Source organism: Bacillota bacterium (genome assembly GCA_040754315.1).
Lineage (GTDB): Bacteria > Bacillota > Sulfobacillia > DUSP01 > JBFMCS01 > JBFMCS01.
Genome location: JBFMCS010000051.1, coordinates 22,606 through 40,292, shown reverse-complemented (window position 1 = coordinate 40,292; position 17,687 = coordinate 22,606). Strand labels below are relative to the sequence as shown.

Genomic DNA, 17,687 nt, shown 5'->3' with positions numbered 1-17,687 from the left:
TCACCTCCGTCAGAGTCTCGCGACCCTCAGTACCTCATCGATGGTGGTCAGGGACTCCATGGCCTTCATCACACCGGATTCCAGGAGCGTGGCCATCCCCTGTGAACGAGCTATGGCCTCTATTTCAGAAGAGGACTTCCTCTGCAACACTGCTGTATGAACCTCAGCGGATACGGTCAGGACCTCGGTTATGGCAAGTCTCCCCTTGTAGCCCGTGTTGGAACACCTGATACAGCCCTTGGCCTTGACAAACCTGCCATCCTTGATGTTGGCCATGGAGGCTGAGTTGTTAAGGATAGCCTCCACGAACTGCTCGGCTAATGCCTGCGGCTCAGCGCAGTGGGAACACACCTTCCTCACCAATCGCTGAGCCATCACTCCGATGACCGACGATGCCACAAGGAAGGGCTCAATACCCATCTCCACAAGTCGGGTGAGGGCCCCGGAGGCGTCATTGGTGTGGAGGGTACTCAAGACCAGGTGGCCCGTAAGGGCAGACTGCACGGCGATCTCAGCGGTCTCGCCGTCCCTGATCTCCCCCACTAGAATGATATCGGGATCCAGGCGTAATATGGAACGGAGCCCGGCGGCAAAGACCAGTCCCGCCTTCCTGTTCACTGAGATCTGGTTAATCCCCTTCAGGTGGTACTCCACCGGGTCCTCCATGGTGATTATGTGCTTCTCCGTGTCCGTTATGTCGACGAGTGCTGCGTACAGCGTGGTGGTCTTGCCACTTCCCGTTGGACCCGTGACCAGGACCATGCCATAGGGCTGGTGGGTCATGCCCCTGAAACGCTCCAGGTCCTTTTGATCCATCCCCAGGGAAGTTATCCTGAGGAGGGCAGCACTCTTGTCCAGGATCCGTATGGTGGCCTTCTCCCCGTGGACCGTTGGCATGGTAGCAACCCGGAGGTCCACATCGCGCCCCTCTACCAGCATTGTGCAGCGGCCATCCTGGGGGAGGCGCCGCTCCCCGATGTCCATGCCTGCCATGACCTTAATGCGGGAGATGACGGAGCCCACTACACGCTTGGGCAGTCTCATGAAGTCAGAGAGCACCCCGTCTACTCGAAACCTTACCCGGACCTCGGTCTCCTGGGGGTCGATATGGACGTCGCTGGCCTGCTGCCTCACCGCCTGCGTGATGATGGTATTCACCAGCCTCACGATGGGGGCCTCGGCCTCCACCGGTCTTGACACCGGTCCTATCGTCTCTGCTATCTTCTCAGTGCTAACCTCCCGGAGAGTCTTCTCCACGACCTCTTCCAGGCGGTAGGTCTGGTTGACTATTTCGAGAACCTGGCTCTCGAGGGCCATCAAGGGTTCTATCTCCAGGTTTGTTGCCATCCTGAGGTCGTCGATGGCTACTACGTTCAAGGGATCCGCCATTGCCACCCTTAACCTCGAGCCCGCCCTCTCCACGGCAATTGCGCGGTAGCGGCGGGCCATCTCCTCGGGAATGAGCGTGGCCACATCGTCGTCGCACTGTACCTCCATGAGGTCTATGTAGTGCAGCCCCATCTGCTGGGCGACGGCCTTAGCCACAGTCACGTCATTGGCGAGGCCACTGTCAACAAAGGCCTCGCCAACCTGCTTGCCCGTGGTGGAGAAGTACCTCGGGGCGTGATTTGGACCATTTTCGTCGATGACTCCGCCGTTCACATAGATCTGTCCCACAGCGACCTTTTTCACGGCATGGATTCCACCTTGGCAATTAGTGTTACACCCTGAACCAGCTGCCCCTCGTTGGATACACAAAACAGGCCCAGCTGGTCAATTCTACACTCTACTGGAGAAAAACCGAGCCTCTATCAGTTACAATCGTCGAGGCATCTCTTCCTGTTAACGGGTCTTGGTGATGCCAAGGCGTCTCTTTGCGAAAACCCCGCCCAGGAATGCCATCTATTGGCTAGAGACGTCCATTTTCTTGCTTCTTCACCGCAAAAAAACGCCTGCCCAGAATCGATCCCTTGGCCAGTTCCGGAAGGAGAATTCGTTAACAGGAGCACTACTAGGGGGACTCAGAATCCTCGATAAATAGGGTATAGAGTGTCTTCAGGGAGGGACCCGCCCTGGTGCTAAGGCTCAAGCGCCTAACCAAGGGAAAGACTGGGTTCACGCTTCTTGAGGTGGTGCTGGCCCTCGTCATCTTCGGCCTGGTCTTGTTGCCCCTGGCCCTCACTTTTGCCCTTGGTGTCAATGTGGCGGCAGGCGCCAGCCTGATGAACCAGGCCACCGCTGTGGCCGAAGGCAGCATGGAGAACCTCAGGTCGCAAGGTTTCACGGCCTTGACAGACCCTGCTCTCTACAAGAACGAGTGGGCTGATGGACCCTTCAACGTTCAGGTTCAAACCGCCTACCACAAAGGGCCCAACCGGTTGCTGGTAGTAACCGTGGAAGTCACCTGGGAGAACAGGGGGAAACCACAATCGCTAGTACTGGAAAGTTTCATTGGACCAGAATAGCCAAGGGACGTTCTGGGCTAAGCCTCGTTGAGGTCGTGGTGGCGATTACGCTGACCTCCACGATAGTGCTCTTGATAGCCATAGTCTACACGGGGATCACAAACACGTGGTTTGCCATTGAGGACCGGCTGGACCTGAACCAGGACACTCGCCGGACCATGAACCACATAGTGCAGGAGGTCCGCATGGCCAAGTCAGTCACGGTTCCCGCCGCAGGCAAGGTGGACCTGGTGAGCTTTGAGAACGAACCCATCAGCTACGAGCTGAACCGCGGAGAGATCTTCAGGAATAACAAGTCCCTGGCCTCCGCAGTGACTGGTTTCGAGGTTGAGTTAGAGGCCAAAGATGTCCTGAGAGTTAAGATCCAGGCCGAACAGGGAGACCAGTCATACGTGTTAGAACAGCGGATCAAGCTGAGAAACAAAGGGAGTCAGGGGTGACCGGTGTTGAACAGGCTGGCTAGTCAAAGGGGGTCTGTCCTCCTGGGCGTTCTGGCCATGGCCTTGGCCCTGGCCCTCCTGTGCACAACCCTCGTTGCGGCGATGGGCGGGGAAAGCAGGTCTTCCTCCCGCCAGGTGTCTTCCGCTCAGGCCTTGGCCCTGGCTGACGCAGGGGTCGAATACGTCTACGCCCGCCTTGTGGGTGAAAACATCAAGATAGACAAGGTTAAGAACGTTTTCAGCGAGCCGGTGATCCTGCACGACGACTGGACAAAGGGGCGGACCGAGGTCGTGGTGGATAGCCCTGCCCCCGGAACGAATGTGGTGGTGATGACGTCCCAGGGCATCATCGAAGCACCCGAGTACAGACGGACTGTTAAGGCAAGCTTTTTCTACGCACCGGCATTGTCATTCTCCAGGACCGCGGTTTCCTACGATAACGACGGCAGGATCGAATTGGATGGAGGTGTGGTACTTTCCGGGGGACTTCATGCCAACGGTGATATCAACACTTCGGGAAACTCGCAGGCACTGGATGTTACCGGCACCATTACGGCATCGGGTTCCATATCTCCCCTTCTGGGCGGGCACTACTCACATCCCTGGGATGCTCCCACCCAGGCTGACATCGAAGCCCTCAAGGAAAAGGCCATTGCCGATGGAAGGTACTACCCTACTGGCCTGACGGTGAAGCCACCTGGCAATGACCCCAGGGTGTATGAGGGGCTGATCTTTGTTGATGGAAACCTCAAATTCCAGGGCGGCCTAAACGTCTCGGGCTATGCTATATGGGTGGTCACAGGAACCATTGAATTTAGGAACAGTGGGTACGTGCATGGCTTCTTCTACTCCACCTACAGACACCCCAGCAATCGTAGCATAACCGTGACCGGCAACACGCAGATAACCGGGGCGCTCTTGTCCAATGGGAGTATCAAGCTGAGCGGCGCCATAGGAGCGGGAAGCCCGAAAGAGGCGGATGAGAATCTGCTTCCGCGGAGGTGGACTAGACATACCTGGGAGGAGATCGGGTAGAACTCGTGACATCGTCCCCTCATTGAAAGGAGGGGGATCTGGGTTCGGGGACCATAGGCCTTCGCCAGACCACAGGACCTGTCACCGCAGCACTACTCCGCAGGCTGTGCCCCGGGGAGATACCTTGTGGGGTTAAGGTTATCGCAAGGCTCAGGTGCTCTACGGTAGGAGAAACGACGGAGTCTTACAGCCACGTTACAGAGAGGGAATATGGGTGTTCCCTCATGCAGTCTGAGTCAGCTTCGGAGTCTGATGCCCCGTTCTTCCTTTACTTTCCCGAGAGCCATGGCCAGCATGACGCATAAGGCCAAGCCGCATCTAACTTCATCTTTCCAAGGCCCCGTATGAAGTGCCGCTGGACGCCGGAACTCACGTCAAGACGACTGTTGGCCCTCTCTACAGCGCGGTTCTCCTTGAGGGGCAGGCAGTTCCTACCGTATAATTGGCAAGAGAAAGGAGTGATTAGTTTTGCCTAAGGGAAGCAGGACTGAGAAGAACCTGCTCGCCGCTTTTGCCGGGGAGTCACAGGCCCGGAACAGGTATACCTACTATGCGAGCCAGGCCAAGAGAGATGGGTTCGTACAAATCTCCAATGTATTTGAAGAGACGGCCGCCCAGGAAAAGGAGCATGCCAAGAAGCTCTTCAAGTACCTGGAAGGTGGTGAGGTGGAGATCCGCACATCCTTCCCCGCCGGAGTCATCGGCACCACAGCAGAAAACCTGAGGGAATCCGCAAGGGGAGAGAACTACGAGTGGAACGAGATGTACCCCGGCTTTGCCAAGGTTGCCCGGGAAGAGGGCTTTAGCGAGATCGCCAACACCTTCGAAGCCATTGCGGTGGCAGAGACACAGCACGAGAGGCGTTTTTTGGGACTGCTTGAGAATGTAGAAAACGGCAGGGTATTTCGGAAGCCCACCCCAGTTACCTGGCGTTGCTTGAACTGTGGGTACGTGACACAAGGCAAGGAGGCACCTGAGGTATGCCCCTCGTGTGACCATCCTCGCGCCCACTTTGAGATGCTCTGCGAGAATTGGTGATACCCAGCACGAACGAGGAGAGAGCCTGAAAACGGCATTCTCTCTTTGTTCGTTCCCAGGTCAATTCCGGGAAAGGGACATTTTTGGAGGAGCATCCTGTGGTTCACACGAGCGGGGATTATCGACGGTGACCAGTTGTTTTTGGATGCCAGCCTGATAAGAGCCAATGCTGCCATGTCATCTCTTTGTAGCCGGTCTTCTTGGCAGCAACTGGACTACAGTCGCGATGAGTATGTGAACCGGATATGGGCTGATAACGAACCCGATAACGAAGAGCCGCTTCAAAGGGACTGGTACCCATGGTGATCCTGCAAAACCCAAGCGGTACCCCTGAGGAAAAGCCATCTAAGAAACAACGGTCGAACGAAAATGGGTATGTAAGACTCACCGGGGGGCGGCCCGTAGCGCCGCCCCCTCCACCAAAACGTGACATCCTGCAAGTCACCTACCCTCCAATTGACCTAAGATCCTTGGCCAACAACATCGAATAGGTTTGCACGTTCACCCCACCCCATCTTCACTGCAAAATCAGCGGACATTTGTGCAAGACAACATCGCACCGGGAGTGGTCTACGCCTTGGTCCCAGTCCGTTCCCCCTCTTTCGAGGGGTGCCTCACTCTACCTACCCTACCTCTCTCCTTCTACTGAAGCGAGAACCTCTTGTTCTTGGCTATGCCGCTTCAACCGGGGCAAAGCGGCGGCAGGACTTTAACCTGCTGGTCTACCGAACTGCGAGACACACGGAAGAACGAGGCGGCCCCGGATGGAGCCACCCCGTTACTGTAAAAAAGATCAAGGACTGGGATCTACATCAGTAACTCCCGCCTCTGTTGCCCAGTATGTCTTTGGGGTACTACCTTGGCCGTCGACCCGAATTTCGAACCCATTAGCTGTTGCGCTGTTCACGGTAATTGAGACCGGGGTTGTGCCCAGGCTAGGTTCAATATTCGCAAGGTCTGTCTTGTCTAAATTCAGATAGCTTAATTTATTCTGAGCGTAGTACACCTGGGCCGCCAGCACGCAGTTCCTCGCCACCGTCAACGCTTCAGAGTCATAGGCCGCCTGCCTCGCCCCTACCCACTGCACGATCAGTATTGCCGCCAAAACGGCGATAATCGCAATGACAATCATCAGCTCGATAAGGGTGAAACCCTTCTTCTTCCTCCGGAATATCTTCACTGCTCGTTCCTCCTTATTCAAGGTCTAACCCAGTAACAACCAGGAACCTATGCCACCCCCAGCCGTTTAACTATTCTCTCCCAGGTTCTCCACTTTTTTGCTTAGGAGTAACCTAAGTAGATTTTATACTAGCCGCCAAGACTGCTTACCGGTGCCGTCTCCGATACACCCATCTCCGTTACACGATAGGGTTTCCCACTCACCCCCTTCGCGGCGACTATCACGCGAGACTCCTCCCTCCTAGGTTCCGCTCCCCGGGACACTGTACTGCGCCGTCCCTATTAAGACTCAGCCCAATCTTGACCAGCTCATCAAGGAGGCTCGCCCCAGAACGGGAAAACGCCACAGGTCTTTCCCGGCGTAGAATGATATGGACAGCCAGCGATGCATCCCTTGCCGTCGTGAGTGCCTCTGAGTTATGTCGCCTGGCGGGCTCCTACCCGCTGGATCACCCAAACTGGCTGCCATTTTATAGACAAATCAATTAGTTCAAGAAGAGCGACCCCTTCCTATTCCTGTCTACCAGCCTGCACCGTCCACCTTAGGACACACACAGATACTCGGGCCTCTTAGCTGGAATCATCGCGATTACCAAGCCAAGGCTGAAGACCCTAATCAACATAATACGGGAAGCGCCAGGACCTATCGCACCCAGCGTTTCCCCCATTCCAGGGACTAAGCCTTTCCATTGGTCCTCGTTTCACCAAATTGAGTCAATCCCATAATCCCATGCAGTTTTCCGTAAAGGATCCGTAGATGTGCTGAATGCCTGGAAAAGAGGTAGGTCTGGGCTACCATCGACGGTGACCAAACCACCGTAGGGCGATAACGCAGCGAGAGACCTTTCAGGATGAAGCACTCAGGCAAGGAAAAGAGGCAGGGGATCTGACGGGCGAATTAATGCGGGTAGGAGCGCAAAAGTTAGTCCTGGAACTCTTGGAGTCGGAGGTAACGGAATGCCTGGGGCGCCATAGGACGAGCGCGAAGGAAAACCGGCTTCGCTACGCGAACGGAAGGATAGGTACCCGAACCTGAGCGCGTGCATCTCAGCTATGCCTTCTATGCCTTCCATTTCTCCATGTGGTCTCTATCGTAGACCCTGGAGGGCATGACAAGACCCTCACAGCTGGGTTCGTTTCGGGAGGCCGGACTCAGTTAGTCGCATTTGGCGTCAGACTTCTTCTTGAGGACGGGCTCCCAGGACATGGTGCTCTCCCACTCCATGAGCTCGTCATCGGATACCTCGCACTCGAAGACCTCTGGAGCCTCGTCCAGCTTTTTTCGAAAGATCTCCTTCCACGTGGGTATGTACTCAACACCGGCGCCCAGCTGGTCAGGGGCCTTGAGGTGTTCGGCACAGCGGCAGTACAGGTTGTCCTTCTTGGCCATGCCACCGGGTTTGATCTCAGTGCCTGGCAAGGTCCCGTGCACCAGCTGGCCGTGTTCTGGGCAAAACCTCTTTCTGCACTTGGCGCACCTGTAGGTGGTCTCCTCGGTCTCCTTCTCACAGAAATCACACCACTTCTGGCGCATCCGAATGCTCTTGGTTTTCGCCCAGTCACTGCAGTTCGTGCAGGCCAGGTGTTCGGTACATACCTTCCGGTGGCATATAGGGCATTCCACCACAGCCTCTTCACCACACAGGTAACACGCCATCGATTTGCACCTCCCGCAGTGGAAGGCTTATCCGCTCCGGCGCCCCAGGGCACCCTCTATTCTTAGGGAAACATGCTTCTTGTGGTTTAGATAAGTTTCCACTCAGAAGAAAGGAATCCTGCCGTTGGGAGAGGTTTTTTGCTGGAAGGCGGGACATTTTCCCGGGTCTTGGCGCCTGGCGATCTCAGTCTAGGCGAGGAACCTAGATGGGGCGCGGCTTTGCGGGGAAGCCACGCCACTGAGGGCACGGGTTCCCCGCCTCAGAATCCCTTCGCGGTCTTCACAATTCCCGGCGGTCTAGACCCGGACCTTCAGGTACATGCGGCCAGCTATGGAGGTCATGGCCTTGTACAGCACTCCGCCGGTAATCACTGATACAACCACAATGGCTGCGTGTATCCCCATCCCGGGCCAGTCGTTCCTGAGCCCCCAGTAGGCCGCCAGGCCAGGCGGCACCAGTATCGCCACACTGGCCACCATGCCCAGGAGAACGTTGATGTTCTGCTTAATGGCACGCTGGGGATTGTCCCAGTCCATGTAGGGCCTGAGAAGGTCCAGGAGGAGACTCACCACCAGGGTAGGAAAGGAGGCCACCGTGCCCACCACGGATATGATGATGATGTCCGCCAGCGTCCACGGGAATACCAGGGCGGTAAGCACGACCAGGGCAATCGTCAGGGAGGATATGAGGCAGCCCGAGAGGAGCTTTCCCTGGAGTTGCATCACAGGGTCAAGGGGCACAACCTTGGATATCCAAAAGGTACGGCCCTCGCGGGATACCGAGCTGGACAGCGCTGGAGTGAAGATGGACATGAAGGCCACGAACCCCGCTGCAGCCACGACCACCGTGGGCCGGACTTCGGGGTTGGCAAGCAAGGGCAGGAGGGTGCCCAGGGAGTCACCGGAGATCAAGGGGAGGATCAGGGCTGCGGGTGCGATGACGAGCACTGCCAGGCTGTTGAAGAGGAAAACCGGGGTCCTGACAAGGATCTTGATCTCCCTGGCGGCAATCGCCCACACGGGGTTGGAGGAGCGGGACAGGCGCCGGTCCACCTGGGTCTGGGACAGCTGGCGGGAGCGCTGGACCTCCTGGCCTCTCACCCAGGACCGGAAGTAGACGCGGTGGGCCACCGCCATCATGACCCACACCCCGAAGACAGCCACGGAGGCTAATCCCAGGAGATTTGACAGGGCAGCGACCCCTCCCCCCCCGACCATCGCCCGGGTGGCCCAGAGGGCCGGTGGGTAGATCACGGATACCCTCCGGGAGAGGCCGTCCGGGTCGCGGAGGACCTCCTGGAGGAAGGACGCCTCTTGTCCCTGGGGTATCCTGGTGAGGAAGTAGTTGAGCCCCAGCGCGAAGGCGACCAGCAGTATCATGCCTGCAAGCCTCAGGGCGTCCCGCTTCCGGGCGGCGCCGGTGGCTGTCATGATGAAGAGCACAGCTACGGCGGCAACGGTAAGGGGCACCACCGGCAAGAGCGCGTACACGGCAACCCCTGCCAGCCAGAAACCAGGGCCCACCTGACTCCTGGTGCCGTACACCCAGAGGGCCGGCACGATGAAGGGCACCATGGTCAGGTACTCGCTGGCCAGCACCGGGACGAACTTGGCGCCCAGCACCACTTGGGGCTTGACAGGCAGGGACATCAGGAAGGGAAGGTCATCCGAGAAAAAGAAGGTCGACGCCACGAACACGATGCCCAGGAAGAACACCAGGACGGTGGAAAACACCACTGCCATAGTAAGCACCACCTGCTGCTGGCCAAGGACAACGGCGACATCAAAGGTTGCGTTCAGCACCACGATATACAAGCTAAATATGGGCAAGATGCCCAGGACTATGAGGGCGATGATCCCCAGGGATGACCAGATCTTCCGGTCTCTCTTTACCCAGTAGTACCTGAGGGCCGAAAGCCCAAACCCCATTTTCATCTGAAGCTTGGCCAGGGTCCAGAATGTGCTGTCCATCATTCCTCAGTCATCTCCAGGAATATCTTTTCAAGGGACTCCTTGTTCTGGGCCTGCTGCCTGAGCTCATCCAGCGTGCCGCAGGCTATCAGGCGGCCCTGGTGTATGATGCCCACACGGTCACACAGGCGCTCAGCCACCTCCAAGATGTGGGTGGAAAAGAAGACAGTGCCACCCCGGGAGGCCTGGTCGTGCATGAGATCCTTGAGCCTGGCGGAGGACCGGGGATCAAGCCCCACCATGGGCTCATCCATGACGAACACTGCAGGGTCGTGGAGGAGGGCGGCCGTTAGCACTATCTTCTGGCGCATCCCATGGGAGTAGCTCTGGATGAGATCGTTCACGGCCCCTCCTAGTCCGAACATCTCCAGGAGGTGGGATGCCTTCTCCCTTCGCACACCGGCAGGAACCCCGTACACGTCTGCCATGAAGTTCAGGTACTCGATGCCAGTGAGCTTCTCGTACACCACGGGGTTATCCGGCACGAAGCTAAGGGACCTCTTGACCTCCAGGGGTTCTCTGGAGATATCGTGTCCGTTCACCTCAATGATGCCCTCATCCGGTTCCAGGAGGCCCACCATCATCTTGATGGTGGTGGTCTTGCCGGCGCCGTTGGGTCCTATGAACCCGAAGATCTCGCCGGACCTCACCTCCAGGTCAAGGGCGTCCACGGCTTTCACGGCTCCCCTGCTATAGCTCTTGGATACTCTGGACAGCCTGATCATGACCCACATCCCTTCCGGGGTTTGTTCAGCCCCCGCTGCGATACTCAGCCAGGAGGCTCACGGTTTCCGCATTACCGTTCACGTACTTCACCAGCCGGTGGGGCGGTTCCACCTCCACCCAGGCAAACTGGTTTGCACCCTCCAGTTCCACCTTCCACGCCTGGAGGGCTCCCACCGGGGTTTCCACGGTCTCCCGGTCCACTACCTCCAAGGCCAGCTCGGTCTTGCTGGCGGTGCGGGTGACTATGATGTTCAGCCGGCCCTCCCAACCAGCCTGAAGCGGGAGAGCCCTTACCAGCATGAGGAACTGTTCATTTTCGAAGTAGGGGGGCGAGGGCAGTTTCACCTGGGCCGACTGTGCGCCACCGGCCTTCCTGGCGTTGATGACCGCCTTCCCCTCCTGGTAGACTGCCTGATAGGAAATCTCCGTATCCTGGGTCTTTGCCAGGAAATCCACCCGGAATGGCACCAGGCTCTCCTTGCCCGCCAGCACCCTTACCTCCTCAATGAAGCCACTCACTTCGGTCACGCTTCTGTACTCCCACGCTCCGTCCTTCTCTTCCAGGGAGAGCCTGATGGTCCCCACTGCCTCGCCCCTCTGGCTCAGCTGGTAGGCACTAATCTCCCCGTCCGTCCAGGGGACGGAGAGGTCCACCTCTGCAGGTTTACCACACCCCAGCAGGGTCAGAGCGGCAAGGAGGAAAACACCTCCTATGAGCCATGAGAGCCTCACCTTATCTCCCTCCCCACGTATCTTGCATAGGCCGTCGTCGCGCCTGCGGTCAAGAAAAGGTAGATGTATACCGTTGCTAGGCTAATGGTGCCTGCCTGGAAGAGCACAGCACTGTAGTTCACCATGGAGTGGATGAGGCCGCCCAGGAATAGGCCTGCCAGGCCCGGTCCCGCCCCTCTGTCCCAGAATGCGTACACAATGGCACCCAGGGCAGCGTGGAGGGGCATCACGGCGAGACGCTCTAGGAGGGCCGGGAGTACCTGGAGCCCGGGAATCCCTGAGGCAAGGACGGGGGAAAGTACCACCCATGCCTCCAGGCCGCCGTAGCCGAGCCCGGTGAGGGCCCCCACCATCCAGCGGGACACGGCCCTCGGGCCAAGGGCTCGGGAGAGACCGGCGGTCCCCAGCTTGACACTCTCCTGGATAAGACCGGACAGCAGGATGGGGGGTATGGACAGGATTAGTGGGTTCGCCGTGGAAAGGGTGGCCATGGCCAGGTAGGACACCTGGACTTGCAGAGGTATCTGGATGTATGCGATGGATGGCACGAAGGTCACGGCCCCGAGGACCGCTGGGACGAAGAGGGCCAGTGCACCTGTCCTGCCTCCCGGTCTCCTACTCCGGTGGGTCCCGAAGAGCAGTCCCAGCGTAAGGGCGGCCATGGTGGCCATGGCAACAAAGCCGCGGACCTCCATCGTCGCCAGGAGGGACAGGGGATCGCCCCAGTTCATGCTGCTTCCTCCCTTCACCCGGGCAGGGCACCTGCACAGGGGTTGATCTGTAGAGCGTTGAACACCAGCCCATGTAAGAGGCGGAGGGCTAGGGCCAGCCCCCCATTATGGTATCACCCGAGCAACCCCGGGGCAACAGGCACCTGGAGTCACGGCACATTGAGGCCTTCCTCGAGTCGAACCCCCTGTGATGCCCGCGGGTCAACGCCGGGATACAGGTCGCTTGTGCACGGCCACGCGACGTAGACTTCAAAGGGGGACGGTCATGATTCCCCTTTTTTTGACGGCCATCGCCCCGGGGAAGTTCCCCCGACCCTCCCTTGCCTACCGGTCTGGGGCATCCAGCAAGTCCCTTGAGTCACCGTGCCCTGGGCAACAACTTCATCCCCCCGGGAAGGGAACAGGGATGAGGGGGTGAATACACTCCAAGTGTCATGATTCAACCAGGGCCCGAGGGGCCCCCAGGACAGCCGGCGAAGGAGGAATCTTCTGTGCCCGCCATCATGGTCGTGGAGGATGTCCGGAAGCACTACCAGCTGGGGGATGTCACCGTAAAGGCGCTGCGCGGTATTGACCTTAGTATTGCCCAGCGAGAGTTCCTGGTAATCACCGGCCCCAGCGGTTCGGGCAAGAGCACGCTCTTGAACATCATGGGCGGCATGGACTTCCCCACGTCAGGCCGGGTCATATACAAAGACCAGGAGATCACCGCATTGACCGATGCCGGGCTCACCGCCTACCGGCGGAGGGAGGTAGGGTTCGTGTTCCAGATCTACAACCTCATGTCCTTCCTCACTGCCCGGGAAAACGTGGAACTGGCCACGGAGATGGTTCATGACCGGGCGCTCCCGGCAGACGAGGCCCTGGCCAGCGTTGGACTGTCAGACCGCGCCAGCCACTTCCCCTCCCAGCTCTCCGGGGGGGAACAGCAGCGCGTCGCCATTGCCAGGGTCATCGCAAAGCGCCCAGGGATACTCCTGTGCGACGAGCCCACTGGGGCGCTGGACTACGAGACGGGCAAGGGCATCCTGGCGCTCCTGAGAAACCTGAACACCCAGTACGGCACCACTGTTGTCTTGATTACCCACAACGTGGCCATCGGCCGCATGGGAGACAGGGTGATTAGGATGCGAAGCGGCAAGGCGGTGGAGATCATTGAGAACCCCCACCCCGCCACAGCTGAAGAGATAGAGTGGTAGGTGGACAGTCTTGAAGACACTGGACCGTCTCCTCATACGCACCGTGGGGGCCACGCGCTCCCAGTTCGCCGCTGCGGCCCTCACGCTCCTGGTGGGCCTGATGATCTTCGTGGCGATGAGGACCACACACTACAACATGGAGACGGCGCTGTCAGAATACTACAGGCAGTATGGGTTCGCGCACCTCTTCGCGGACCTAAACTCGTCGCCTGAGACCATCACCCGGGACGTGGCCTCCCTGCCTGGGGTGAGCCGGGCCGAGGGACGCCTGATCTTCGATACCCGTGCTGAACCCTCACCGGGCGTCCGCGCCACCGTCCGGGTGGTCTCCTACCCCGCCGACCACAGGATAAACACTCTCCACATCATCTCCGGTTCCCTGCCGGACCCCGTGGGAGGCGTGGAACTGGCCCTCTTGAAGCAGTACGCCGACGCCAACAATCTTGCGCCCGGGGACCCCCTTACCCTCTTCATGCATGGGGAACCCGTGAGAGCCACCGTGACAGGCGTGGTGGAGAGTCCCGAGTTCGTGTATGCCATCAAGGACGCAAGGGACATGTTCCCGGACTTTGAGAGGTTCGGGATAGCCTTCATGCCCCTTAAGACAGCCCAGAACCTCCTGGGCATGGAGGGCCGGATCAACAGCCTCGTGGCCACCCTGGATGATGAGGGAAGGGCGGCCGATCTCCGAACGTCCATGGAGGAGGACTGGAGTGACCTTGGCATGCGGGTCACCGAGAGAGACAACCAGCTGAGCCACGCCGTGACCATGGAGGAACTCAACGGCATCGGGCAGTTCTCCACGCTGCTGCCCACCATGTTCCTGGGGATAGGGGTGGTCGTGGTATACCTCATGGTGTCCCGGATGGTGGAGGCAGAGCGCATCCCCATCGGGATCCTGATGGCCCTGGGATACTCCAAAGTGGCAGTCATCGCCCACTACGTGAAGTACTCCATTCTCATCGGGTTCTCAGGCTCCCTTTCCGGCATAATCACCGGCTACCTCCTTGCCCTCCTGATGCTGCCCTTTTTCACCCAGTTCTACCGCATCCCGCTGATGCAGTCGTCCCCCCGGCCTGGGCTCTACCTGGCCGGACTCATAGCATCCTGCCTGGTCTCAGGGTGTGCCGGCCTCCTGGCGGCTCTGAAGACCACCAGTATCTCCCCGACTGAGGCCATGAGGCCTCCGGTGCCCCAGGTGGGGCGAGCCATCTTCCTAGAGGCCTTCACGGCCGTGTGGAGGCGCCTGGCGAGCACCTCCAAGATGATGCTCAGGAGTCTTATGCGAAACCGGAGGCGGCTAGCCTTCGCCGTAGTAGGGATCGGCCTTACCTACGCCTGCATACTGGTGCCCCTTCACTCCACCATCATCTTCACCTCACTTCTGGAGAAGCAATTCGGGGAGCTCGAGGCCTACGACTACTCGGTCAGCCTTACCTCCCCCGCCGGGTACAGCGTGCTTGCGGAGGTGGAATCGGCGGCGGGTGCATCCAGGGTTGAACCCTATGCCGAACAGTACCTGAGGATCAACTACGGGTGGAGGGAGGGGTTCGCGCTGGCCAGGGCAATCCCGGTGGACACGGAGCTCTTCAGGCTGGAGGATGCGGGGGGAAGGAACCTCCCCATACCCACCCGGGGCATACTCATCCCGGAGTACCTCGCCGGCAGGCTTGGCGCGTCTCCCGGGTCTGTGTTGCGCATCACCTCCTTCACCGACCGTGACCGGGAGCACGATGTGCCGGTGACTGGCATCGTCCGGCAGTACCTGGGCTCGACCATCTACATGTCCCTGGAGCAGATGGAGGAGATCCTCGGAGAGAAGGAGATCCTCACAGGCGTAGCAGTGAAGACCCACCAAGACTTCAGGCTCTCCCTGGATGACGTGCCCCGGGTGGAGGCTGTGCACTCCCCCGCGGACCTCATAGAATCCTACCGCAGCATGATGGAGATGGGCATCTACTCCCTCAGCATCATGGTGCTCTTGGGCAGCGTGTTCGGGTTCGCCACACTCTTCAGCACCGCTTCCATCAGCCTCTCGGAGCGTCTCAGGGAGTTCTCCACCCTGAGGGTTCTGGGCTTCTCCAAGGCCGAGGTCTTCTCCATCGTCTTGAAGGAGAACCTCACGGCGCTGGTGGGCGGTATAATCCTGGGTGTGCCCCTGGGCCACCTCTTCTGGATACTCCTGGCACGTTCATTCAGCACGGAGATCTACTACCTTCCCCAGGATGCACTCTTCTGGCCCCATGTCTGGACCCTGGGCATAACCCTGGGGTTCTTCGCCAGCGTTATGGTGGCCATGTGGCTAAAGGTGAGGAAGGTTCGCTTCCTGGACGCGCTGAAGATCAGGCTCACATAAGGGGTGAGAAGGCCGTGAGAAAGAGACTCTACATCGTTGTGCTGGTCCTTGTGGTGGGGGCTGTGCTCTTCCAACTCTCCAGGCCCAAGGCCCTGGAGGTGGAGGTAGCCATGGCTGAGACCGGGCCGGTGGTCAAGTCCATCTCCGAGACAGGCTACCTGGCTCCAGTCCGCGAGCAAACCCTCTTTGCCGAGACGCAGTTCCTGGTGAAGCAGGTAGCAGTGGAAGAGGGCGACCGGCTGCCCGAAGGCAGCCTCATCCTCGTGGGTGATACCGAAGACCTCAGGCTCGAGCTGGCCATGGCCGACGCGCGGTTCCATGCCGCCAGGGCCAGGTTTCTCACGGCATCTGAGTTCGACGTGCCGCTCGAGATAAGGAGCGCCGAGGCGGAGCTGGAGGCAGCCAAGGTGGAGTACGAGCGGGCCCTGGAGGACTACAACGAACTCCTGGAGGTCAACCACATCGGGCTGGTCAAGGAGGAGGAGTGGAACCTCACCCGGGACCGCTACAACATAGCCGCGGCCAGGCTCAAGGGAGCCGAGGCCGCTCTCCGCCGGGCGGTGGGCCAGGCCTCCCCTGAGGGGCTGGAGCGGTACCAAGCTGAGATGGACGCTATTTCCCTGGAAATGGAGAGCCTCCGTGCGGAGATGGACAAGTGTGTAATCCAGGCGCCCTTCGACTGTGTGGTGGCCAGCCTGGAGGTAGACGAGGGGAGCCTGGTGTTGCCGGGGGCCCCCCTGGCCAGCGTTTACTCGGGCGAGCTTATGGTAAGGTGTGAGGTCCTGGCCCGGGATATGCCCCAGATCAGGCTGGGCCAGGAGGTGGTGGTCTCCGGGGATGCCCTGGGAGGGCAGGTGATCCCAGGTAGGATATCCAAGATCTACCCCCAGGCGGTGGAATCCCTTTCAGAACTAGGCCTGAGGCAACGGCGGGTGCCTGTGGAGATACTGCTGAATGCGCCCAGTGACCGAGGGGCGCTCCCCGGCTACCCGGTAGACGTGGACATTGTGGTCCACAGCTCCACATCCCTCAGGGTGCCAAAGCGCGCGGTATTTGAGATAGATGGCACCAAGCATGTCTTCGTCGTGGTTAACGACCGCGCCCAGCTGGCTCCAGTGGAGGCTGGGGCCGAGGGAGGAGACTATGTGGAGGTGATCTCGGGCCTATCAGAGGGAACGGCTGTCCTCGTATCCTGGCCTTCGGAGATCGCACCGGGAGCCAGGGTCACCCTGAAGTAGCCTGGTGGGAGGTCCTGGCCTGCAGGTCGAGTGGGCTCACCAGACGGTGACATTGATGGCCAGCCTGGAATGGGAAAAGGTGTACCTCTGCAACCTGGAGGCCACTGAAAGAGGGAAAGGAAGGAGCAGAGATCCTAGTCCTTCTTCCTCCCGTACTTCCTCTTAGTGTACTCTATGAAGTCCTCCACGGACTTCCTTGCCTCTTCAGGCAGGTCTGACAGGGGGTCCGGGCGGTCCGCCGCCATCGAAGCCCTCTTCTTCCCGGCAGCTGGGTCATCACTCAAGCCGAGGAGGTAGTCCGAGGTAACATCCAAGATCTCGGCAAGCTTTGACAGGAAGGCGAAGTCCGGTTCCCGTTCCTTGCTGGGCGCCTCGTAACCGGCCACGGTAGACCTAGACACGCCCAGAAAGGATGCCAGGCGTTCCTGGGTGAGGCCTCGAGATATCCTGGTCTGTCTTAACCGTTCAGCGAACCTGCTCATTGGGCCTCCAATGCCTCTTTCGTCAATTCCAGTGTAGCACGGAACCCCACCTTAAGGCACGTTCCTAGCCGCCACTGTCATTTGCCCATTGACATGCCCGGATGCCAGCGAATAGACTTGAAGAAGCGATGCTGTTCCTTAGCGGAAGCATACCCCTATTCCCCCGCAGGCAGACAGGAGAGAGAAACTCAATGGGTTCTCTGGCAGAAGAGGGGCTGGGACTACTTGAGGTGGGAGCCTTGCTGGAGGAGATGGAACGCGTGAGGCGGGAAATCACCGCCGCTGTGGAGAGGGTGGGCGGGAACCTAAGGCACCCCGAAGTGTTATGTCTATCGGGGCACTTCGACAGGCTTCACACCGTCTACCACAGGCTGAAGCGGGCAAGGCCAGGCGGTGAGGCCCCCCGGCACCTGGCCCTCATGTCCTCGCGGAAGTAGG

16 protein-coding genes are annotated in these 17,687 nt (G+C 59.2%); 8 read left to right on the top strand and 8 right to left on the bottom strand.

Annotation, left to right across the window (positions count from 1 at the left end):
* Nucleotides 1-9: 9 nt before the first annotated feature.
* Complete coding sequence (locus AB1576_10875; protein ID MEW6082255.1) at nucleotides 10-1,692, bottom strand: ATPase, T2SS/T4P/T4SS family; 1,683 nt, start codon at nucleotides 1,690-1,692, stop codon at nucleotides 10-12.
* A gap of 383 nt (nucleotides 1,693-2,075) precedes the next feature.
* On the opposite strand from AB1576_10875, the gene AB1576_10870 reads away from it, so the two are divergent.
* From AB1576_10870 to rbr, 4 genes are all read left to right on the top strand, one after another.
* Entirely contained in the window at nucleotides 2,076-2,465 is a 390-nt protein-coding gene (locus AB1576_10870; GenBank protein ID MEW6082254.1) for a type II secretion system protein, read from the top strand.
* A 38-nt stretch (nucleotides 2,466-2,503) separates the two neighbouring features.
* Nucleotides 2,504-2,905, top strand: coding sequence for a hypothetical protein (locus tag AB1576_10865; GenBank protein MEW6082253.1), 402 nt, complete (start codon nucleotides 2,504-2,506; stop codon nucleotides 2,903-2,905).
* Nucleotides 2,906-2,911: 6 nt separating this feature from the next.
* A complete protein-coding gene (locus AB1576_10860) occupies nucleotides 2,912-3,940 on the top strand; it encodes a hypothetical protein (GenBank protein ID MEW6082252.1) in 1,029 nt (342 codons plus the stop codon).
* Between the two features lie 468 nt (nucleotides 3,941-4,408).
* On the top strand, nucleotides 4,409-4,978 hold the full coding sequence (gene rbr / locus AB1576_10855) for a rubrerythrin (GenBank protein MEW6082251.1): 570 nt from the start codon (nucleotides 4,409-4,411) through the stop codon (nucleotides 4,976-4,978).
* 793 nt (nucleotides 4,979-5,771) lie between these two features.
* On the opposite strand, the gene AB1576_10850 is transcribed toward rbr, so the two are convergent.
* The 6 genes from AB1576_10850 to AB1576_10825 all read right to left on the bottom strand — a co-directional run bounded on the left by AB1576_10850 (nucleotide 5,772) and on the right by AB1576_10825 (nucleotide 11,974).
* On the bottom strand, nucleotides 5,772-6,158 hold the full coding sequence (locus AB1576_10850) for a prepilin-type N-terminal cleavage/methylation domain-containing protein (GenBank protein ID MEW6082250.1): 387 nt from the start codon (nucleotides 6,156-6,158) through the stop codon (nucleotides 5,772-5,774).
* A 1,155-nt stretch (nucleotides 6,159-7,313) separates the two neighbouring features.
* Nucleotides 7,314-7,814 carry a hypothetical protein gene (locus AB1576_10845; GenBank protein MEW6082249.1) on the bottom strand — a complete coding sequence of 167 codons (501 nt, stop codon included), beginning with the start codon at nucleotides 7,812-7,814 and terminating at the stop codon, nucleotides 7,314-7,316.
* Between the two features lie 297 nt (nucleotides 7,815-8,111).
* The gene (locus tag AB1576_10840) at nucleotides 8,112-9,788 is read right to left on the bottom strand and encodes a hypothetical protein (GenBank protein ID MEW6082248.1); all 1,677 of its coding nucleotides are present in this window, start codon (nucleotides 9,786-9,788) and stop codon (nucleotides 8,112-8,114) included.
* On the bottom strand, nucleotides 9,785-10,510 hold the full coding sequence (locus AB1576_10835) for an ABC transporter ATP-binding protein (protein MEW6082247.1): 726 nt from the start codon (nucleotides 10,508-10,510) through the stop codon (nucleotides 9,785-9,787). The genes AB1576_10840 and AB1576_10835 overlap by 4 nt, the downstream gene beginning before the upstream one ends.
* 25 nt (nucleotides 10,511-10,535) lie before the next feature.
* Complete coding sequence (locus tag AB1576_10830; GenBank protein MEW6082246.1) at nucleotides 10,536-11,243, bottom strand: DUF3108 domain-containing protein; 708 nt, start codon at nucleotides 11,241-11,243, stop codon at nucleotides 10,536-10,538.
* Entirely contained in the window at nucleotides 11,240-11,974 is a 735-nt protein-coding gene (locus AB1576_10825) for a hypothetical protein (GenBank protein ID MEW6082245.1), read from the bottom strand. Before AB1576_10825 ends, AB1576_10830 begins: the two co-directional genes overlap by 4 nt.
* Before the next feature lie 491 nt (nucleotides 11,975-12,465).
* Here AB1576_10825 and AB1576_10820 point away from each other — a divergent pair, with 491 nt between their 5' ends.
* From AB1576_10820 to AB1576_10810, 3 genes are read left to right on the top strand one after another with little or no spacing between them, the layout of a single operon-like run.
* Nucleotides 12,466-13,173 (top strand): ABC transporter ATP-binding protein, encoded by a 708-nt coding sequence (locus tag AB1576_10820; GenBank protein ID MEW6082244.1) that lies wholly within the window; start codon nucleotides 12,466-12,468, stop codon nucleotides 13,171-13,173.
* Nucleotides 13,174-13,183: 10 nt separating this feature from the next.
* Entirely contained in the window at nucleotides 13,184-15,529 is a 2,346-nt protein-coding gene (locus tag AB1576_10815) for an FtsX-like permease family protein (GenBank protein ID MEW6082243.1), read from the top strand.
* 14 nt (nucleotides 15,530-15,543) lie between these two features.
* Nucleotides 15,544-16,767 (top strand): HlyD family efflux transporter periplasmic adaptor subunit, encoded by a 1,224-nt coding sequence (locus AB1576_10810; protein ID MEW6082242.1) that lies wholly within the window; start codon nucleotides 15,544-15,546, stop codon nucleotides 16,765-16,767.
* A gap of 134 nt (nucleotides 16,768-16,901) precedes the next feature.
* On the opposite strand, the gene AB1576_10805 is transcribed toward AB1576_10810, so the two are convergent.
* On the bottom strand, nucleotides 16,902-17,249 hold the full coding sequence (locus tag AB1576_10805; GenBank protein ID MEW6082241.1) for a helix-turn-helix transcriptional regulator: 348 nt from the start codon (nucleotides 17,247-17,249) through the stop codon (nucleotides 16,902-16,904).
* A 191-nt stretch (nucleotides 17,250-17,440) separates the two neighbouring features.
* On the opposite strand from AB1576_10805, the gene AB1576_10800 reads away from it, so the two are divergent.
* A complete protein-coding gene (locus AB1576_10800; GenBank protein MEW6082240.1) occupies nucleotides 17,441-17,686 on the top strand; it encodes a hypothetical protein in 246 nt (81 codons plus the stop codon).
* The last annotated feature ends 1 nt before the right edge of the window (nucleotide 17,687 follow it).

What these genes read in the sequence shown, in the direction of transcription:
- AB1576_10845 (MEW6082249.1), bottom strand. Translation starts at nt 7,814, where the DNA reads ATGGCGTGTTACCTGTGTGGTGAAGAGGCTGTGGTGGAATGCCCTATA.
- AB1576_10840 (MEW6082248.1), bottom strand. Translation starts at nt 9,788, where the DNA reads ATGATGGACAGCACATTCTGGACCCTGGCCAAGCTTCAGATGAAAATG.
- AB1576_10835 (MEW6082247.1), bottom strand. Translation starts at nt 10,510, where the DNA reads ATGATCAGGCTGTCCAGAGTATCCAAGAGCTATAGCAGGGGAGCCGTG.
- AB1576_10825 (MEW6082245.1), bottom strand. Translation starts at nt 11,974, where the DNA reads ATGAACTGGGGCGATCCCCTGTCCCTCCTGGCGACGATGGAGGTCCGC.
- AB1576_10805 (MEW6082241.1), bottom strand. Translation starts at nt 17,249, where the DNA reads ATGAGCAGGTTCGCTGAACGGTTAAGACAGACCAGGATATCTCGAGGC.
- AB1576_10800 (MEW6082240.1), top strand. Translation starts at nt 17,441, where the DNA reads ATGGGTTCTCTGGCAGAAGAGGGGCTGGGACTACTTGAGGTGGGAGCC.